Genomic DNA, 16,653 nt, shown 5'->3' on the forward strand with positions numbered 1-16,653 from the left:
GGTTCGGGTCGCACGGAGAACCCACGCCGCGATCCGTCGACGTCCGCGGTACCGCGGGTCACCGCCCTTCGCCGACGAGCGCGTTCGCCGAGATGACGAGGAACGCGAGCCCCGACATGCCGGCGATGACCGCGAACGACGCCGCCCAGCCGAGCAGGTCCGCGACGAGTCCGACGCCGACGGAGCCGGCGGAGCCGATCACGGTGTAGACGGTCCGGATCAGTCCGAAGCCGGCCCCCCGCTCGGCGTCGCCGAGCGCGTCCATGAACCGGGGGTCGATGGCCGAGAAGAACGAGGAGCCGAGGCCGGCGAGGAACACGGCGACTCCGAGGCCAGCGAGGGCCGGCAGCGCGGGGAGCCCGACCGCGGTCGGGAGTTCGACGAGGTCGGGCAGCGCGACTAACCCGCCGAGCCCGAGCGCGCCGCCGAGGAGGGCCGCGGCGATGCTCGCGTCTCGGCCCAGTCGGTCGGAGAGCCGCCCGAGACCCACCTGCGCGCCGGCGCGGACGACGAAGAATGCGGAGAAGACGCCCCCGGCGAACGCGGGCGAGTACCCTCGAAGCTCGACGAGGAACGTCGGGAGGAAGGAGATGACGCCCTGCGCGACGTACGTGCCGAGCGTCGCCACGACGAGCGGGACGAGGACCTCGCGCCGCCCGACGAGTTCCAGCAGGGGGCCGATCCGGAGCCGCTCCGCCATCGGCTGGTCCGGGCGCCGCGGCTCGGTCGGCCGGACCCGCCGCGCGAAGAGGACGAAGATGGGCACGCCGACGAGCGCGGCCAGCGCGACCCCGGGACGCCAGCCGTAGCGTACGCCGACCCACGTCGCGGCGACCGGCGCGATCAGACCCGCGAGCGGGCCGCCGAGCGAGTGGATTCCGACCGCGGTGCCGAGGTCGTCGAACGTCCGCGAGAGCAGCGTCGTCGCCACGGCGTAGTGTAGTCCCGCCGCGAGCCCGAGCAGTACCGCCGCGAGGACGAACGCGGGGAAGACCGGCACGACGGCGAGCAGGAGGCTCATCGCCGTCGTCCCGCCGACCGCGACGAGGATCACGCGGCGCTCCCCGTAGCGGTCCGCGAGGATGCCGCTCGGGAACTGCGAGAGCCCGTAGGCGAACCACATGCCGGAGAGCGCGACCCCGACCGCCGTGTTCGAGACCCCGAAGTCGTCGATGATCAGGGGGACGACCGGGCTGATCGCCAGTCGGGCGAAGTACGTCACGAAGAAGGCGAGCATACACAGCGTCAACACCGTGTGGCGGTAGCGCCAGTTCATCCGGCTGTCACTGGCAAGTCATCGGAGCGGTCCGCGGTCAACCCTTACGGTTCCAGCAGAACGCCACCCGACGGGTGAGATCAGCGCACGGCCGCCGGATCGACGCGGCTGCCGACCCACAGGAGCGTGACGAGGAGCCCGGCGACGGACGCGGGCAGGAACCACTGAAACGCGGCGAGCAGTCCCGCAGACGCCTGGACGCCGATCACCGCGAGCAGCGTCGGGCCGCAGCAGGCGAACCCGGAGAGGATCCCGGGGACGCCCGCGACCGCGCCCGCGCCGGCCCCGATCCGGCACGCCGAGGGGCCGCGCCACGTCACGACGGAGACGGCTATCGTGACCCCCACGAGCGCCGCGAGCGCGAGGCCGAGGGCGGCGTTGACGGGGGCGAAGAGGTACTCGACGGGCCCGACCGACAGCAGGGCGACTGGCTCGTACTGGAACGGCGCGGCGCGCCGCGCCGCGAGCGCCACCGGGTCGTCGGCGACGACGAGGTCGAACCGGGGCGCCGAGGCGCCCGCGCGCCGGCCGAGGTGCCCGAGCCCGAGGTGGTACGCGACGAGGTAGCCGGCGGCGACGGCGGCGGCCGTCGCCCGACCGTCGCGGCGGCCGAGCGACGCGCGGACGGCGAACAGCGTGCGGCGGACCAGCCCGACGACCCGGGCGCGCGGCGACCCCGACGGCGCGGCGGCCTCAGCGGCCATAGCCCGCCCCCGTGTGCTCGCCGACGAACGCGGTGTCCGGGTAGAAGCCGAACCACGCGAACCACATCGCGTCGAACGCGAGGACCCGTTCGAGCGGCAGGTCCGCCGCGGCGACCCCGCCTTCGCCGTCGACGCGGTACCCGTCGTCGTCCGGTTCGACCACGGCGCCGTTCGGGTTTCGGTAGACGTAGCCGGTCGAAAGGCCCGGGTCGGCGACGGCGAGGACGCTCGCGTCTCCGTCGCCAACGGTCCCGGTCAGGACGCGCTCCGAGAGCAGCGTCGCCTTGTCGAACGCGACCGCGCCCGCGTCGGTCCGCGCGCCGAGGACGACCGACTTCGGGTGGCCCTCCTCCGCGGACGCGAGCGGCGGAAACATCGTCCCGTCCCGCGAGTAGTAGCCGTTCAGCGGCGCGTAGCTCCCGTACGGGTCGCTGTCGTAGCGGCGGACGTAGCCGGTCTCTTCGGTCATCGCGAGCGAGTCGGGGCGGCGCGCGGCCCACTCGCTCGCGGTCGTCCACACGACGCGGAACTCGTCTAAGGTCTCTCCGGTCATCGGACCGTCGACACCGGCGGCGAGCATCTGCGGCCACCAGCTGTCGGTGGCGCGGTCGTACATGACCAGGTTCGAGTTGACGAGCCGGCCCGACACCCCGAAGGTCGTGTCGCCGCGGCGGAACCCCTGGGCCGTCCCGGTGAGCGGACAGTACGTGACCGCGACCGGCTCGCCGCCGACCTCGTCGTTCACGATCTCGTGGTGCGAGAGGATCCGCCGGGGGTACGCCTTCGCCTCGCCGCCGCGGACGACGCCGAACACCGGCTCATCGTCTGCCAGATCCGCCTCCGAGATCGGTTCGAAGGTGGGGTCGTCGACGGAGGGGATCCCGTCCTTACCGACGCCGCCGTCGAGCGACTCCGAGGCGAGCGCGCCGGCCTCGTACGCGAGGAGGTAGTCGGCGTCGACGGTCGGCGGGGGACCGTCGCCGCCCGATTCTTCCTCGCTCGACTCCCGGTCGCTCCGGTCGGCCGTGCCCGTCGCTCGCCCACCGAGGCAGCCGGCGAGCGACGCGGCGCCGACCCCCGCGATACCGACGAGCGCCGCGCGACGGGTTCGCTTCATGTCGTCGTGTCCGGTTTCGAGCGTCTAAAGCCCGAAGCGCGGGTGTGAATTTCACGCACACCCGCGTTCGGAGAGAAAAAGGCCTCGTATGGGGGAGAAGGCTACTCGTGGCCGCTCGTCGATCGCTCCCGCAGCCTGTCGGCGATGGCCGCGCCCGCGGTCCGGGGGTCGGCCTCGCGGATCCGCACCGCGTCGCCGACGGCGACGCGCCCGGGTTCGACCACGTCACAGCAGAGGCCGCCGCGGTTCCGCAGCGCCGACGCGAGTCCGTCCTCGCCGGCGAGTTCCTCGACGCGTGCGCAGGGCGGGCGCCGACGAGTCGGGCGCAGGAGCGCGCCGCCGACCGCGACGGTCGCGTCGAGGAGCGCGTCCATCCCCGCGCCGAACCCGGAGACGACGACGTTCCGGCGATGGCGGCCGTCGCGCACGTCGATGCCGGTCTCTTCGCGGACCGCGGCGAGCGCCCCCGCGGCGACGAGGGTGACCGCGCAGCCGTCGAGTTGGAAGTGGCCGTCGCCGCTTCGGTAGCGGTCGCCCTCGACGCCGTCCGGCAGGATCTCGACGGCGTCGCGGCGGACGGGCGGCGCGCCGCCCTCGGGCGCCGTGACGAGCGCCTCGACCGCGCCGGTCGTCGAGTCGGGCTCGGCAGCGGAGTCGTCGTCGTTGTCGGACCCAGCGGGCGATCCGTCGGTCGGCATCACGGTCCCCCGAGGAGGTTCGACTCGTCGGGTTTCAGCCACTCGCGGTGCGCGTAGTAGAGGACGGCGACCGGCGGCGCGGGGAGCGCGACGAGCGCGTAGATCCACTTGAAAACCCCGAGGTCGACGACGCGCCGCTCGGCGAGCGAGAGCGCGTCGAGCAGGATGGTCGCGGTCGCCAGCGGCGCGAGCAGGTAGCCGTGCGCGAACGACACCGCGGCGCCGAGCGGCGTTTCGGGGGTCAGAAACGCCCAGTCGAGCGCGTACAGCAGCGTCCACGCCGCGACGGTCGCCGCGAGCGCGGCGAGCCACGGCCCGTCGAAGCGGCGGTCCGGGGCGCCGGATCGGTCGCCCGACTCCTCCTCCGACGCCGCCGATTCTGCGCGCGTGTTCACGTGCGAACTGCGCGCCGGACGCTAATCAACTCCCGGGTGGCCGCGGCGTTCACTCCTCGTCGAGTCCGCCGAAGGTGCCCGCGGTCAGGTAGCGCTCGCCGCTGTCCCAGAAGACGGTGACGACGAGCGGGTCCGCGCCCGCGAACTCCCCGCTCTCGCGGAGTTCGGCCGCCACGTCCTTCGCGGCGAGGTTCGACGCGCCCGACGACTGACCGACCAAGATTCCCTCTTCGCGGGCGAGCCGGCGGCACTCGGCCTCGGCGGCGTCGAGTTCCACGGTGTGGACCTCGTCGATCAGGTCGACGTCGAGGTTCGGCGCGACGAACCCCGGCCCCATCCCCTGGAAGCCGTCGACGCCCTGCTCCCCGCCGGAGAGGACGGCGTTGTCGGCGGGTTCGACCGCGTCGATCCGCACCTCCGGGAACGCCTCGCGCAGGCGGCGGCCGATGCCGGAGAGCGTGCCCCCGGTGCCGACGCCCGCGACGAGGGCGTCGACCGGCCGGTCGCCGACCTGATCGAGGATCTCCGGGCCGGTCGTCTCGTAGTGCGCGCGCGGGTTCGCGGGGTTTTCGAACTGGCGCAGCTGGACGGTGTTCGGGTCCGCTTCGAGTTCGTCCGCGCGGTCTTTCGCGTCCGAGATGTCGCCGTCGACGAGTTCGACGGTCGCGCCGTACGCCGTCATGACCTGCCGGCGCTCGATCGACTTCCCCTCGGGGATCACGAGCGTCACGTCGTAGCCGCGCACGGCGCCGACCATCGCCAGCCCGATGCCGGTGTTGCCGGAGGTGGGCTCGACGATGCGGTCGCCCGGCGCTATCTCGCCCGCCTCCTCGGCGGCCTCGATCATGTACCGCGCCGGGCGGTCCTTCGCCGAGCCGCCCGGGTTCCGGGACTCGACCTTCGCCGCCACGGTGGTTCCCGCGGGCGCGTCGACCCGCACCAGCGGCGAGCCGAGCGTCGACAGGATGTCGTCGTCCATTACCCCGTACGAGGCGGTCGCGACAAAAAGGCCTCGCGGACTCCGGCAAGGGATGTCGACCACGGGCGAGCTCGGGACCGGCCGTCCCGATATTCGGCGCTCCGAGCTGGTCGGCGGAATCGGTCATGGATACTCGGCGATCTCATCACGCCGCCAGTGCTCGTATGCGATGGGCTCTCAGATGGGATTTTTAATCGCTTGCTGACACGGCAGACCCATGGAAAGCGATGAATCTGTCGAGGAGTATATCGAGACGCTCGCGGGGAGACTCGACGGGTTCGAGCGGTCGACGACGACGGTGGACGACCAGCGTGTACCGGTGTTCCACGACCGTTCGCTGTCGCTCTCGAAGTTCGGATTGGTCGACACGGTGTTCGTGGTCGGCACCGCGGACGCAGCCTCTCAGGCGCGAGCGTTCAGCGAGGCCGCCTTCGAACACGGCCTCTCCCTGAAGTCGAAATTCCCGCGGGGATTGGGCGGCAACCTCGTCGTCTACCCGGTCGTCGTTAGCGAGACGGACCTCGCCGATTGGGTCCGACAGTACGGCCCGAAACACTGGTCGTCCTTCGAGTTTCCCGTCGTCGTCGACCCGACCGAGGGGACCGCCGACTACGACGAGTCGTCGCCGCTGTGGGGGGGGATCTATTACAAGGGGTTCAGGAAGACGGCCGAGACGACGATCAAACCGTAGGTCCGCGAACGGGCCGTCATCACGCACTGCCGGACTCGACGAGAGAGTTCCCGGCTTCCCGCGATCGCAACTCGGTCCCCCTTTGCCACCGACGCGCCGTTTACGTGTCTCGACGGCCTACCGAACGGTATGACGCTCGAAACCCTCGCGCCCGCCGGTGACCTCGACGCGGACGCGTTCGACGACTCCGTCGTAGAAGCGCTCGCGGCCGACGAGTACGTGTTCAAGCTGTGGGGCGGCGACTGGTGCGGCGACTGTCAGCGACAGCTGCCCGAGTTCGGCGCCGCGCTCGCGGCCGCCGGCGTCCCCGACGGCCGCATCCAGGCGTACCCGGTGACGAAGGGCCCGGACGGAAAGGAGGGTGAGCTGGTCGAGGCGTACGACATCGAACTGATCCCCACCGTCGTCGTCGAGTCGCCCGACGGCGAGGAACTCGCGCGGTTCGTCGAGGAGGAAGACAGCTCTATCGCGGAGTACCTGGCCGAGCGGCTCGCCGACGTCGAAGCGACAGCCTGAGCCGCCCTTTCTACCGCGGCCGCGCGGTCTCAGTCGTCTTCGGCGTTCACGTCGAACGCGTAGTAGAGGACGGCCATCGTAACGCCCATCGTGACCGCCTGAACCGTCGTCGAATCGTCGAAAATGACCCCGACCGCGAGCACCGACGCGGTGACGATCACTCCCGTGAGCAGGGCGTAGCGTAGGCGCGAGAGGCCGCGCACCCAGTCGTCGAGTCGTCGAGACAGCTCTCGGGGACCTGCCATACCCCCTCGTCCCGCGTCGCGGACAAGTGCCTTCGGATCGGTCGGCGACGGCCGCGGGGGCGAGCGCTCAAGTCGGTTCGGCGACGACCCGAAGTATGGCAAACGTCACGGTCTGGAACGAGTACCGGCACGAGCGCGAGAGCGACGTCGTCGCCGACGTCTACCCCGACGGAATCCACGCCGTCGTCGCGGACGCGCTGGAGGAGGGCGGCCACGAGGTCCGCACCGCGACCCTCGACGAGGGTCCCGAACACGGGCTCACCGAGGCCGTCCTCGACGACACCGACGTGCTCGTCTGGTGGGGCCACGCGGCTCACGACGAGGTCCGTGACGAAGTCGTCGACCGCGTTCACGAGCACGTTCTCGACGGAATGGGCCTCATGGTCCTCCACTCCGCGCACTACTCGAAGATCTTCAAGCGGCTGATGGGGACCAGCTGTTCGCTGAAGTGGCGCGAGGCCGCGGAGCGCGAGCGGCTCTGGACGATCGAGCCGAGCCACCCGATCGCCGACGGGATCGGCGAGACGATCGAACTCGCCGAGACCGAGATGTACGGCGAGCGGTTCGACGTGCCCGCCCCGGACACGCTCGTGTTCACGTCGTGGTTCGAGGGCGGCGAGACGTTCCGCTCCGGCTGTTGTTACCGCCGCGGGAGCGGGAAGGTGTTCTACTTCCGACCCGGCCACGAGACGTACCCGATCTACTACGACGAGGACGTTCGGCAGGTGCTGCGGAACGCGGTCGACTGGGCGGCGCCGGGCGACGGACCGACGCCCGAGTTCGGCAACGCGGATCCGATCGAGGATATCGACACGAGCGACGACCGTAGCGTTCACTGAGTGGAATCGTCGGTCGGGTACGCCGTCCGGTGAGAATGCCGCGAGCCGTCCGCACTCACCCCACGTCGCGAAGTCGCATGAACGCGTTCATCATCGCCGATTCGGCCTTCCTGAGGTGTTCGGACGCGGTGCTCGGCGAGGCGCCGATCCGATCGGCGACCTCCGAGACGGACGCCGCGCGCGGGGACTCGTAGTAGCCGCACTCGACGGCGGCCGCGACCGCGTCGAACTGCCGGTCGGTCAGCCCCGGGTCGAAGAGGTGCTGGCGCCAGTCGTACTCGCCGATCCGGAGGACCTCGCTTTCGATCCGGTCCGGGAGCGCGGCGAGCGCCTCCCGAAGCGGCCCGTGGTCCCCGAGGACGGTCAGCCTCGCGACGCCGTTCGGACGGAAGTCGATCGGCGGGACGACGACGATCCCGGTCCGCCGGAGCGAACCGAACATCGCGTCGTCGACGCCGTCGCGTCGTTGCGTGAGAAAGACGTAGTAGCCCGTCTCGTCGATCCGGGTGACCTCGAACTCCCGGATGCGGTCGACGGCGCGCAGCGCGTCGACGTACACGTCGATGTCCCCTTCCACGTAGAACAGGAAGGTGTCCGCGGTCTCGTCGAAGAGGCTGCCGTGAAGGAGCACGTCCCGACCGATGGCGTCCGACTCGTCGACCAGTCGGTGCATCGGATGTATGAGTTCCGGCGGGTACCGGAGTTCGAGGCGCAGGTACTTCACGCCGGACAATGACGACGGCGGTTTTATAAATATCCGTACTGAGCCGGCAGAAGCCTCGGGTCGTGCGCCCGCGTTGCTTCCGGTATGTCGACAGAGCTGCTGCGCGAGCGCGACGACGGGGAGACGGCGGACGCGTTTTCGTCGATCCGCGAGTTGGTCACGGCGCGCGAGACCCACGTGAACGCCCCCGCGGCCAGGATTCGACCCGACGCGGTGCAGGAGGCGCTCTCCACGCTGCGAGACGAGGCGGGGTACGACCACCTCGCCTGCGTCACCGCCCAGGAGTACGAAAACCGCTACGAGTCGGTCTACCACCTGCGTTCCTACGACGACCCGACCCGGGAACTCAGTGTCGTGGTCCCCGCCGACAAGGAGGACCCGGTCTCCGAGTCCGCCGCGTCCGTGTTCCGCACAGCGGACTGGCACGAGCGGGAGGCGTACGACCTCGTCGGGATCGAGTACGACGGTCACCCGGACCCCCGCCGGATCCTGTTGCCGGAGACGTGGCAGGGCCACCCGCTCTCCGCGGACTACGACAAAGATCAGCCGCAGATCGCCGCGCTCTCCGAGAACGAGCCGATCGAACCGGGGTCGTCGACCGCGACCGGCACCGACACCATGCTGCTCAACATCGGGCCGCACCACCCGGCGACCCACGGCGTCTTACACCTCCAAGTCACGCTCGACGGCGAGACGGTCGTCGGCGTGGAGCCCGACATCGGCTACATCCACCGCTGCGAGGAGCAGATGGCGCAGTCCGGGACGTACCGCCACCAGATCATGCCGTACCCCGACCGCTGGGACTGGGGCGGCGCGGGGCTGCTCAACGAGTGGGCGTACGCCCGCGTCGCCGAGGACCTCGCGGACATCGAGGTCCCCGAGTACGCGCAGGTGATCCGCACCATGAGCGCGGAGCTCAGCCGGATTCTCTCGCACATGCTGGCGATGGGCGCGTACGCGCTCGACGTGATCGGCGACTTCACGGCGACGTTCATGTACGCCATCCAGGAGCGCGAGCGCGTTCAGGACATCGTCGAGGACCTGACCGGCCAGCGGCTGATGTTCAACTACTTCCGGCTCGGCGGCGTCGCGTGGGACCTGCCCGAGCCCCGGGAAGCGTTCCTCAGGAGCATCCGGGAGTACCTCGACGGCCTCCCGCGCCGCATCGAGGAGTACCACGACCTCCTGACGCGGAACGAGATCCTCCAGCTCCGCACGGTGGACACGGGGACCCTCCCGCCGGAGGTCGCGAAGAGCTACGGCGCGACCGGCCCAGTCGTCCGCGGTTCGGGAGTCGAGTACGACATCCGCCGCGACGACCCGTACGGCTACTACGACGAACTCGACTGGGACGTGATCACCGAGGACGGGTGCGACAACTACAGTCGGCTGCTCGTCCGGATGCGCGAGGTCGAGGAGTCGGCAAAGATCATCGAGCAGTGCGTCGACCTGCTCGAAGACTGGCCCGAGGACGAGCGGACCGTTCAGGCGAACGTGCCGCGGACGATCCGGCCGGACGACGACGCTGAGATCTACCGCGCCGTCGAGGGCGCCAAGGGCGAACTCGGCATCTACATTCGCTCCGACGGGACGGACAAGCCCGCCCGGTTCAAGATCCGCGGGCCGTCGTTCTCGAACCTCCAGACGCTGCCGGAGATGGCCGAGGGGGAGTCGATACCGGACCTGATCGCCGCGCTCGGCAGTCTCGACACGATTATGGGAGAAGTCGATCGGTAATGCGGCGCGACGAGCCGGCGGCTCACAAGTGTAGGGCGACCGCCGCTACGGCGCGGACGTTGAAAGGCGGCCGCCTCGCGCGAACGCGAGACGACCGGTTGTGTCGCACGCCGGCGGCCGGTCGAGTAGGCGTCGGCCGCGGCCCTATATAAACCCTCGCTCACGGGGCCGCGAGGGGACGGTCGACGCGCCCCGTCAGTCCGGTCGGTGGACCTCGCCGTCGCGCGAGTCGGCGTCCTTCCGACGGACCGCGGCGGCCGCGTTGTTGGCGTCGTAGCCGAAGAACACGTCCTTCGCGTACGTCTCGGCGACCTCGGTCGCGTGGATCAGGTCGTCGACGTCGACGTCGACGGCGTACAGCTCCAGCGAGAACGGCGTCTCCGGCGGCGCGCCGTGGAGGTCGTAGTCGCCGCCGAGTCGCGAGCGGAACCCGCGGGCGATCGACTCCAGCCAGTAGGTCGTCGCGTACTCGGTGTCGTACAGCGGGACGACGAACTCGTCGACGTGGTCGGCGAGCCGGTCGAGGTCGAGGCCGGCCCGCTCGTAGAGGTGGTCGGGGTAGGGGTCTGGGTACAGCGTGAGCAGGAGCCGTCCCGGGATCAGCTCGGCCGCCTCCGCGACGAACTCGGTGATCACGTCCGCGCGCCAGTCGGCGAACTCGTCGCGGTCGCTCTCGGCGAACAGGCGCTCGCAGCGGTCGCAGTGACAGAACCCCTCCCGGGGGAACCCCACGTCGTCGAGGCGCACGTCCTCGTTCTCGGCGGCGCAGTCCGCGATGATCTCCAAGAGTCCCTCGCGGTACTCGGGGTGCGTCGGGCAGATGTACGCCCAGTCGAAGTAGTCGCGGTCGCGGGTCGCGGGCTCGCCGCGCTCGTCGACCGGGACGAGGTCGTCGTCCTCGCTCGCGGCCGCGTTGTCACCGAAACACGACACCATGTTCACGGCGTTCGGCAGGGGCTCGGCCGCCCGGCCGGTGACGTCTTTGACCTCGTAGAAGCCGAGGTCGAACGGCTCCATCGCGACCTCGTCGGCGTTGCGCGTGACGACCCCGTACATGGAGTCGGCTACGGGACTGGTCGGTAAAAACGGACGGTATCGCGGCGGTCGAACGCGGACGCGCTCGACGACGGGGTTCGGTTCGGCGCGCGACGCGGTTCGCGGAGGGCGCGAGCGAGGCGTCGCGTCGCTACTCGACTTCGACCGGCTGCTTGTCGCCGGCGAACAGGAAGTACGCGAGTGCGACCAGCGACAGGACCAGGACGAGCTTCAGTTTCTTGCTCATGTCTGATATATCGGGCGGCGGGCGCTAAAATCTACCGGAGCCCTCGTCGATCGCGGCCGGGCGTCCCCGTCGATCGCGGCCGGGCGGTCCCGCCGTCAGACGTCGATGTGCTCGGCGATGTCGGACCGGAGGATCGTCGCGCAGTAGTCGCAGCGCACGCCGTCGGCGACGACGTCGAAGCGGGTCTCGATCGGCTCGTCGGCGTTCGTGATGCAGTTGCGGTTCGGACAGGAGAGAACCCCCGTCACGCCCTCGGGGCGGGTGACGCGGTTCTTCTCGACGACCTCGAAGTCGCGGACGATGTTGATCGTCGCCTCGGGCGCGATGAGCGAGAGCACGTCGACCTCCGACTGCGACAGCTCCCGGTCTTCGACCTTCACGATGTCCTTGCGGCCGAGACGGTCGGAGGGGACGTTCATCCCGACGGAGACGCCGAACCCCTCGGCGCCGTCGATACCTAAGATCGCGAGGACGTTCAGCGCCTGTCCCGCCTCGACGTGGTCGATGACGGTGCCGTCGCGGATCTTCGAGACGCGCAGTTCGTGCTCGCTCATCGGTCCACCTCCGTCCCCTCGTCGCCGTCGGGGTTCGCGTTCTCCAAGAGGGTGTCGAGCAGCGCCATCCGCACTGGGATCCCGTTGTGCGCCTGTTCGAAGTAGCGCGCGTGGTCGGTGTCGTCCACGTCGGGCGCTATCTCGTCGACGCGCGGGAGCGGGTGCATCACGGTGAGGTCGTCGGCGGCGGCGTCGAGCGTCTCGGCGTCGATCCGGTACTCGCCCGCGACGCGGTGGTACTCGTTCTCGTCCGGGAACCGCTCCTTCTGGATCCGGGTGACGTACAGCACGTCGAGTTCGTCGATGATCGGGTCGAGCTCCTCGTGTTCGCGGATCTGCGCGCCCGTCTCGTGGAGGTCGAACCGGACCGACCGCGGGAGCCGCAGCGACTCGGGGCTGATGAAGTGTTGGTTGGCGTCGAACTCGGTCAGCGCGGCCGCCAGCGAGTGGACCGTCCGCCCGTACTTCAGGTCGCCCATGATCCCGATCGTGAGGTCGTCGAGCCCGTGGTCCTCGCGGATCGTGTGGAGGTCGAGGAGGGTCTGGGAGGGGTGCTGGCCCGCGCCGTCGCCCGCGTTGACCACGGGGACGTCGACGCGCTCGCCCGCCAGCGTCGCGGCGCCCTCGCTGGGATGACGGAGGACGAGGGCGTCCGCGTATCCCTCGATGACGCGGACGGTGTCCGAGAGCGACTCCCCCTTCGACACCGACGAGGAGTCGACATCGCCCATGTCGATGGTGTTCATTCCGAGGCGCTTGGCCGCGCTGTCGAAGCTCATCCGGGTGCGCGTGCTCGGCTCGAAGAAGCAGAGCGCGAGCACGCGCCCGGCGTGCCGGTCCGCGTAGGCGGCGGGGTCGTCGGCGACCGCCCGGGCTCGGTCGAGAACGGCCTCGATGTCATCCCGCGAGAGCTGGGTCGCGGTGATGAGGTGGTCCTGTCGCATCGTCTGAGATGGGACTCGGCAGTATCTTGAATCCCCCGGCTCGGCCGTCGAAACGGGTGTTCACGTCCGTGTCGATCCCCGAGACCGACGACTTCGAGATTCGTAGAACACGGGGACGGTTCGCACTCTCACCGGCCGCCGCTTCGTGGCCGCGCTTATAAACCGATTCGGACCCAACGAGCGGACATGTCCGAGAACGACCCGGCCGATCTGCTGCCGAACGACCGCGTGAAGCAGGCGGCCCTCGACGGCGACGTGACGCAACTCCACCGCGGAAACCGGTACGGCGAGGAGGGCGACAGCTTCGAGATCGACGGTGTCGCCTTCGAACTGGTTGAGGTCACCGAGCGTACGCTCGGCGACATGACCGACGCAGACGCGAAACGCGAGGGCTCCCCCTCGCTTGAGGCGTACAAGGAGCGGATGGTCCGCGCGCACGGCGGGAACTTCGACTGGGACGACGACGCCGACGTGGTCAGACACCGCTTCGAGCGCGTCGAGTAGGGCGCCGCCTCGCGCGGTCGGTACTCTCGCGAGTCCGGGTGCCGAACGTGTCATGCGATGTGCCTGTTTCCCATTATTTATAATGTGTGATACTGGATACGGCGTGTATGGCGGCAAGTGACGAGGCAGGTGTCATCGAGCGTATCGGATTCCGAATGTCTGAGGCCGTCGAACGGTGGATGCCGAGTCCGTTCGTCTTCGCCATCCTGTTGACGTATATCGTATACGTGGCCGGGCTGGTGACCACGAACTCCGGGCCGGTAGAACTGTTGGAGTTCTGGTACGGCGGCTTCTGGGCGTTCCTCGGCTTCTCGATGCAGATGGTACTCATCCTGATGACCGGGTTCGTCATCGCGTACCATCCGCGGGTCAACGCGATCCTCCAGCGACTCGCCGAGATTCCGAACTCCGGCGCGCAGGCCGCCGCGTTCGTCGGCTTCATTTCGATGTCGCTAGCGTGGGTTCACTGGGGGTTCAGCCTCATCATGGGCGCCATCTTCGCCCGCGAGATGGGAAAGGTCGCCCACCGGAAGGACATCAATATCCACTACCCCCTGCTGGCGGTCGCCGGCTACATGGGGCTCGGCCTGACGTGGCACTGGGGTATCTCCGGCTCGGCGCCGCTCCAGTTGACCGACGCGAACAACATCGGCGAGGGGACCGGGTTCGAGTTCCTGACCTCGACCGTCCCGGCCGCAGAGACCATCTTCCACCCGTACACGCTCACGCTCACCGTCCTCTCGATCCTCTTCGCGAGCGCCGTGCTGTACGTTCTCGCGCCGTCGGGCAGCCGCGCGAAGGGGATCACGGAGTACGTCGACGAGGCGGAACTGTTCGATGCGAGTGCTGACGGGGGCCGCGCAACTGACGACGCGGTCACCGATGGCGGCACCGACGCCGCCGAGGCCGCGGACCCGGTCGACGAACCGCCGGCGGCGGTCGACGACGTCCCCGCCGAGCGGCTGAACAACAGCCGGATCATCGGCGGGCTGGTCGCGCTGTCCGGCCTCGCCATCCTCGCGCTCCAGTTCGCCGGGCAGGGGCTCGGCGCGTTCACGCTGAACGCCGTCAACTTCGGCTTCCTCTTCGCCGGGCTGCTCATCTACCAGCGCCCGGCGTACTACCGCGACCGGTTCAACGACGCGGCCGGCGCGGCGGCCGGCATCGTCCTGCTGTTCCCCTTCTTCGCCGGGATTCAGGGGATCATGGCCGACTCCGGGCTGGCGCTATTGCTCGCCGAGGGGCTGCTCGAAGTGTCGACGGCGGCGACGTACCCCGTCGTCGCGTGGGTCGTCGGCTCCGTCGCGAACCTGTTCGTCCCCTCCGGCGGCGGCGAGTGGCTCGTCGTCGGCCCGTCGGTGCTACAGGCCGCGCAGGAGCTCGGCGTTCCCTACGGACAGGCCACCGTCGCGTACGCGGTCGGCGACGCGCACACGAACCTGCTCAACCCGTTCTGGGCGCTGCCGCTGCTCGCGATCACGAACGTGAAGGCCCGCGAGATGTTCGGCTACGCCATCGCGATGCTGATCGCGCTGATCCCGTTCCTCGCGATTGCGCTGTACGCGGTGCCGTACTGAGCGAGTAAGAGTCGCTTTTCAGTCGTCGTCCGCGGCCGCGCCGTCGCCGTCCGCCGCGGAGACCGCGGCGTCGTCCTCGATGCTCGGCGGGTACTTCCCGCGGTCGAGCTTCAGGTCGGACTGCGGGCGGGCCATACAGGTAAGCGCGAACTCCTCGGCCTCCTCGTCGGTGAGGCCGCGGGCCGCAGGCTGGGTCACCTCGCCCTCGACGATTTCGGCGGAACAGGCGAGACACATCCCGACCCGGCAGGAGTACTCCTGAGCGATCCCCTCATCGAAACAGGAACTGAGGATCGTCTCCGTGTCGGCCACCTCGATCGTCTCGCCGGTGCCGACGAACTCGACGGTGTACTCGGTCATGGCGCGGAATCCCCGCCGACCCGTCAAAAAGGGTTCCCCTCTATCGCGTCGCCGTCGCGGGGACGAAAGGAGACGGAGCGGACCTGGAACAGCATTGAAATTGATAAGAGAATAACTTGTACAGAGACCGATCAAAACGATCACGCTCGACGAGGAGGCCTACGAGCGACTCGAATCACACAAGCGAGAGGGGGAGTCTTTCTCCGACGTAGCGATGCGGATCGCCGGCAAACGGTCGTGGACGGAGGTCGCCGGGTTCCTTTCGGAAAGCGAGGCCGACGAACTCGAATCACTCGTTCGAGAGGGACGAAACCGTTCCGTTGACAAGCGTGATCGGCCAAGCGGCTAATCCACGAGGCGACCATCGCAACGACTAATCCCCCGCCGGACGCTTCCCGAGGTATGACCGGCAAGGCCACCGCGCGAGCCCACCCAATTCAGGGGCTCGTCAAGTACCACGGGATGCGCGACGAGGAACTGCGACTCCCGTACCACGACAGCATCAGCCTCTGTACCGCCCCGACCGCGACGACGACCACCGTCGAGTGGCAGCCCGACGCGAGCGAGGACGCGTACGTCATCGGCGGCGAGGAAGTCGACGGGCGCGCGGCCGAACGCATCGACATGGTCGTCGACCACGTCCGCGATCTGGCCGGCGTCGACGCCGCGGTTCGGCTGGAGAGCGAGAACTCCTTCCCGTCGAACATCGGCTTCGGCTCCTCATCGTCCGGGTTCGCGGCCGCCGCGCTCGCCCTCGTCGAGGCCGCGGGGCTCGACATGTCGCTGCCGGATGTCTCCACCGTCGCTCGACGGGGCTCCTCCTCCGCGGCCCGCGCCGTGACCGGCGCGTACTCGCGGCTCGACGCCGGGCTCAACGACGAGGACTGCCGCTCGTACCGTCTCGACGTGGGCGTGAGCGAGGACGGGTTCGACCCCGAGGAGGACCTCCGGATCGTCGCCGCCCACGTTCCCGCGTACAAGGAGACGGAGGAGGCGCACCGCGAGGCCGCCGCGAGCCACATGATGCAGGCGCGGACCGCGCACGTCCAAGACCAACTGGTCGAGATGACCGACGCGCTCCGCGACGGCGACTTCGACCGGATCTTCGAGACCGCGGAGCACGACTCCCTCTCCCTGACGGCCACGACGATGACCGGCCCCGCGGGCTGGGTGTACTGGCAGCCCGAGACGATCGCGGTGTTCAACGCGGTGCGCGAACTCCGCGAGGATGGCGTCCCCGTCTACTTCTCGACGGACACCGGGGCCTCGGTGTACGTGAACACGCTCGCCGATCACGTCGACGAGGTCGAGAGTCGCATCGCGGAGGTGGGTATCGACACGGACGTCTGGGAGGTCGGCGGCCCGGCGCGGGTCCTCGACGAGAGCGAGGCGCTTTTTTAACGAGACGAGCGGTGCGGCCGCGTCGCCGGCGGCTTCCGTGGCGACTTCGGCGACGGCCCCGAGATGACTCCGAACCGGATCTCTGACGAGACAAAAGAATACGCGATTCG

The 16,653-nt window shown here is 69.4% G+C and carries 20 protein-coding genes; 8 read left to right on the forward strand and 12 right to left on the reverse strand.

The window, feature by feature from the left end; genetic code table 11:
• Positions 1 to 58 precede the first annotated feature (58 nt).
• The 6 genes from C463_RS06915 to C463_RS06940 all read right to left on the reverse strand — a co-directional run bounded on the left by C463_RS06915 (position 59) and on the right by C463_RS06940 (position 5,169).
• Complete coding sequence (locus C463_RS06915) at positions 59 to 1,276, reverse strand: MFS transporter (protein ID WP_008442331.1); 1,218 nt, start codon at positions 1,274 to 1,276, stop codon at positions 59 to 61.
• A gap of 80 nt (positions 1,277 to 1,356) precedes the next feature.
• Complete coding sequence (locus C463_RS06920; protein ID WP_008442334.1) at positions 1,357 to 1,980, reverse strand: hypothetical protein; 624 nt, start codon at positions 1,978 to 1,980, stop codon at positions 1,357 to 1,359.
• Entirely contained in the window at positions 1,970 to 3,097 is a 1,128-nt protein-coding gene (locus tag C463_RS06925; protein WP_008442337.1) for a DUF3179 domain-containing protein, read from the reverse strand. The genes C463_RS06920 and C463_RS06925 overlap by 11 nt, the downstream gene beginning before the upstream one ends.
• Before the next feature lie 101 nt (positions 3,098 to 3,198).
• Positions 3,199 to 3,795, reverse strand: a complete 597-nt coding sequence (locus C463_RS06930; protein WP_008442339.1) for an MOSC domain-containing protein — start codon at positions 3,793 to 3,795, stop codon at positions 3,199 to 3,201.
• Positions 3,795 to 4,190, reverse strand: coding sequence for a hypothetical protein (locus C463_RS06935; protein WP_008442340.1), 396 nt, complete (start codon positions 4,188 to 4,190; stop codon positions 3,795 to 3,797). Before C463_RS06935 ends, C463_RS06930 begins: the two co-directional genes overlap by 1 nt.
• Positions 4,191 to 4,239: 49 nt before the next feature.
• Entirely contained in the window at positions 4,240 to 5,169 is a 930-nt protein-coding gene (locus C463_RS06940) for a PLP-dependent cysteine synthase family protein (RefSeq protein WP_008442341.1), read from the reverse strand.
• Between the two features lie 217 nt (positions 5,170 to 5,386).
• Between C463_RS06940 and C463_RS06945 the strand changes: the two genes are divergently transcribed.
• The gene (locus C463_RS06945) at positions 5,387 to 5,860 is read left to right on the forward strand and encodes a hypothetical protein (RefSeq protein WP_008442342.1); all 474 of its coding nucleotides are present in this window, start codon (positions 5,387 to 5,389) and stop codon (positions 5,858 to 5,860) included.
• Positions 5,861 to 5,989: 129 nt separating this feature from the next.
• Positions 5,990 to 6,376 (forward strand): TlpA family protein disulfide reductase, encoded by a 387-nt coding sequence (locus C463_RS06950; protein WP_008442343.1) that lies wholly within the window; start codon positions 5,990 to 5,992, stop codon positions 6,374 to 6,376.
• A 29-nt stretch (positions 6,377 to 6,405) separates the two neighbouring features.
• On the opposite strand, the gene C463_RS06955 is transcribed toward C463_RS06950, so the two are convergent.
• On the reverse strand, positions 6,406 to 6,621 hold the full coding sequence (locus C463_RS06955) for a hypothetical protein (protein WP_049905654.1): 216 nt from the start codon (positions 6,619 to 6,621) through the stop codon (positions 6,406 to 6,408).
• A 95-nt stretch (positions 6,622 to 6,716) separates the two neighbouring features.
• Here C463_RS06955 and C463_RS06960 point away from each other — a divergent pair, with 95 nt between their 5' ends.
• Positions 6,717 to 7,460, forward strand: a complete 744-nt coding sequence (locus tag C463_RS06960; protein ID WP_008442344.1) for a ThuA domain-containing protein — start codon at positions 6,717 to 6,719, stop codon at positions 7,458 to 7,460.
• 55 nt (positions 7,461 to 7,515) lie between these two features.
• On the opposite strand, the gene C463_RS06965 is transcribed toward C463_RS06960, so the two are convergent.
• A complete protein-coding gene (locus C463_RS06965; protein WP_008442345.1) occupies positions 7,516 to 8,184 on the reverse strand; it encodes a helix-turn-helix domain-containing protein in 669 nt (222 codons plus the stop codon).
• Positions 8,185 to 8,268: 84 nt separating this feature from the next.
• Between C463_RS06965 and C463_RS06970 the strand changes: the two genes are divergently transcribed.
• Positions 8,269 to 9,921 (forward strand): NADH-quinone oxidoreductase subunit D, encoded by a 1,653-nt coding sequence (locus C463_RS06970; protein WP_008442346.1) that lies wholly within the window; start codon positions 8,269 to 8,271, stop codon positions 9,919 to 9,921.
• 195 nt (positions 9,922 to 10,116) lie between these two features.
• Here C463_RS06970 and C463_RS06975 read toward each other — a convergent pair whose 3' ends face one another.
• From C463_RS06975 to pyrB, 3 genes are all read right to left on the reverse strand, one after another.
• Positions 10,117 to 10,977, reverse strand: coding sequence for a hypothetical protein (locus C463_RS06975; RefSeq protein WP_008442347.1), 861 nt, complete (start codon positions 10,975 to 10,977; stop codon positions 10,117 to 10,119).
• A 321-nt stretch (positions 10,978 to 11,298) separates the two neighbouring features.
• A complete protein-coding gene (pyrI, locus tag C463_RS06980; RefSeq protein WP_008442348.1) occupies positions 11,299 to 11,757 on the reverse strand; it encodes an aspartate carbamoyltransferase regulatory subunit in 459 nt (152 codons plus the stop codon).
• Entirely contained in the window at positions 11,754 to 12,701 is a 948-nt protein-coding gene (pyrB, locus tag C463_RS06985) for an aspartate carbamoyltransferase (RefSeq protein WP_008442349.1), read from the reverse strand. The genes pyrI and pyrB overlap by 4 nt, the downstream gene beginning before the upstream one ends.
• A 186-nt stretch (positions 12,702 to 12,887) precedes the next feature.
• Here pyrB and C463_RS06990 point away from each other — a divergent pair, with 186 nt between their 5' ends.
• On the forward strand, positions 12,888 to 13,205 hold the full coding sequence (locus C463_RS06990) for an ASCH domain-containing protein (RefSeq protein ID WP_008442350.1): 318 nt from the start codon (positions 12,888 to 12,890) through the stop codon (positions 13,203 to 13,205).
• 107 nt (positions 13,206 to 13,312) lie between these two features.
• On the forward strand, positions 13,313 to 14,782 hold the full coding sequence (locus C463_RS06995; RefSeq protein ID WP_080510787.1) for a short-chain fatty acid transporter: 1,470 nt from the start codon (positions 13,313 to 13,315) through the stop codon (positions 14,780 to 14,782).
• An 18-nt stretch (positions 14,783 to 14,800) separates the two neighbouring features.
• Here C463_RS06995 and C463_RS07000 read toward each other — a convergent pair whose 3' ends face one another.
• Positions 14,801 to 15,142 (reverse strand): 2Fe-2S iron-sulfur cluster-binding protein, encoded by a 342-nt coding sequence (locus C463_RS07000; protein ID WP_008442353.1) that lies wholly within the window; start codon positions 15,140 to 15,142, stop codon positions 14,801 to 14,803.
• A gap of 130 nt (positions 15,143 to 15,272) precedes the next feature.
• On the opposite strand from C463_RS07000, the gene C463_RS17605 reads away from it, so the two are divergent.
• Together C463_RS17605 and mvaD are read left to right on the forward strand one after the other, a co-directional pair.
• The gene (locus C463_RS17605; RefSeq protein ID WP_080510788.1) at positions 15,273 to 15,491 is read left to right on the forward strand and encodes an antitoxin VapB family protein; all 219 of its coding nucleotides are present in this window, start codon (positions 15,273 to 15,275) and stop codon (positions 15,489 to 15,491) included.
• Positions 15,492 to 15,544: 53 nt separating this feature from the next.
• Complete coding sequence (gene mvaD / locus C463_RS07005) at positions 15,545 to 16,543, forward strand: phosphomevalonate decarboxylase MvaD (protein ID WP_008442357.1); 999 nt, start codon at positions 15,545 to 15,547, stop codon at positions 16,541 to 16,543.
• Positions 16,544 to 16,653: the final 110 nt, after the last annotated feature.

The sequence above is a fragment of the Halorubrum californiense DSM 19288 genome (assembly GCF_000336875.1).
Classification (GTDB): Archaea; Halobacteriota; Halobacteria; order Halobacteriales; family Haloferacaceae; genus Halorubrum; species Halorubrum californiense.

What these genes read in the sequence shown, in the direction of transcription:
- C463_RS06945 (WP_008442342.1), top strand. Translation starts at nt 5,387, where the DNA reads ATGGAAAGCGATGAATCTGTCGAGGAGTATATCGAGACGCTCGCGGGG.
- C463_RS06925 (WP_008442337.1), bottom strand. Translation starts at nt 3,097, where the DNA reads ATGAAGCGAACCCGTCGCGCGGCGCTCGTCGGTATCGCGGGGGTCGGC.
- pyrB (WP_008442349.1), bottom strand. Translation starts at nt 12,701, where the DNA reads ATGCGACAGGACCACCTCATCACCGCGACCCAGCTCTCGCGGGATGAC.
- C463_RS06930 (WP_008442339.1), bottom strand. Translation starts at nt 3,795, where the DNA reads ATGCCGACCGACGGATCGCCCGCTGGGTCCGACAACGACGACGACTCC.
- mvaD (WP_008442357.1), top strand. Translation starts at nt 15,545, where the DNA reads ATGACCGGCAAGGCCACCGCGCGAGCCCACCCAATTCAGGGGCTCGTC.
- C463_RS07000 (WP_008442353.1), bottom strand. Translation starts at nt 15,142, where the DNA reads ATGACCGAGTACACCGTCGAGTTCGTCGGCACCGGCGAGACGATCGAG.
- C463_RS06970 (WP_008442346.1), top strand. Translation starts at nt 8,269, where the DNA reads ATGTCGACAGAGCTGCTGCGCGAGCGCGACGACGGGGAGACGGCGGAC.
- C463_RS06975 (WP_008442347.1), bottom strand. Translation starts at nt 10,977, where the DNA reads ATGTACGGGGTCGTCACGCGCAACGCCGACGAGGTCGCGATGGAGCCG.
- C463_RS06950 (WP_008442343.1), top strand. Translation starts at nt 5,990, where the DNA reads ATGACGCTCGAAACCCTCGCGCCCGCCGGTGACCTCGACGCGGACGCG.
- C463_RS06915 (WP_008442331.1), bottom strand. Translation starts at nt 1,276, where the DNA reads ATGAACTGGCGCTACCGCCACACGGTGTTGACGCTGTGTATGCTCGCC.
- C463_RS06940 (WP_008442341.1), bottom strand. Translation starts at nt 5,169, where the DNA reads ATGGACGACGACATCCTGTCGACGCTCGGCTCGCCGCTGGTGCGGGTC.
- C463_RS06920 (WP_008442334.1), bottom strand. Translation starts at nt 1,980, where the DNA reads ATGGCCGCTGAGGCCGCCGCGCCGTCGGGGTCGCCGCGCGCCCGGGTC.
- C463_RS06960 (WP_008442344.1), top strand. Translation starts at nt 6,717, where the DNA reads ATGGCAAACGTCACGGTCTGGAACGAGTACCGGCACGAGCGCGAGAGC.
- pyrI (WP_008442348.1), bottom strand. Translation starts at nt 11,757, where the DNA reads ATGAGCGAGCACGAACTGCGCGTCTCGAAGATCCGCGACGGCACCGTC.
- C463_RS06995 (WP_080510787.1), top strand. Translation starts at nt 13,313, where the DNA reads ATGGCGGCAAGTGACGAGGCAGGTGTCATCGAGCGTATCGGATTCCGA.
- C463_RS06955 (WP_049905654.1), bottom strand. Translation starts at nt 6,621, where the DNA reads ATGGCAGGTCCCCGAGAGCTGTCTCGACGACTCGACGACTGGGTGCGC.
- C463_RS06990 (WP_008442350.1), top strand. Translation starts at nt 12,888, where the DNA reads ATGTCCGAGAACGACCCGGCCGATCTGCTGCCGAACGACCGCGTGAAG.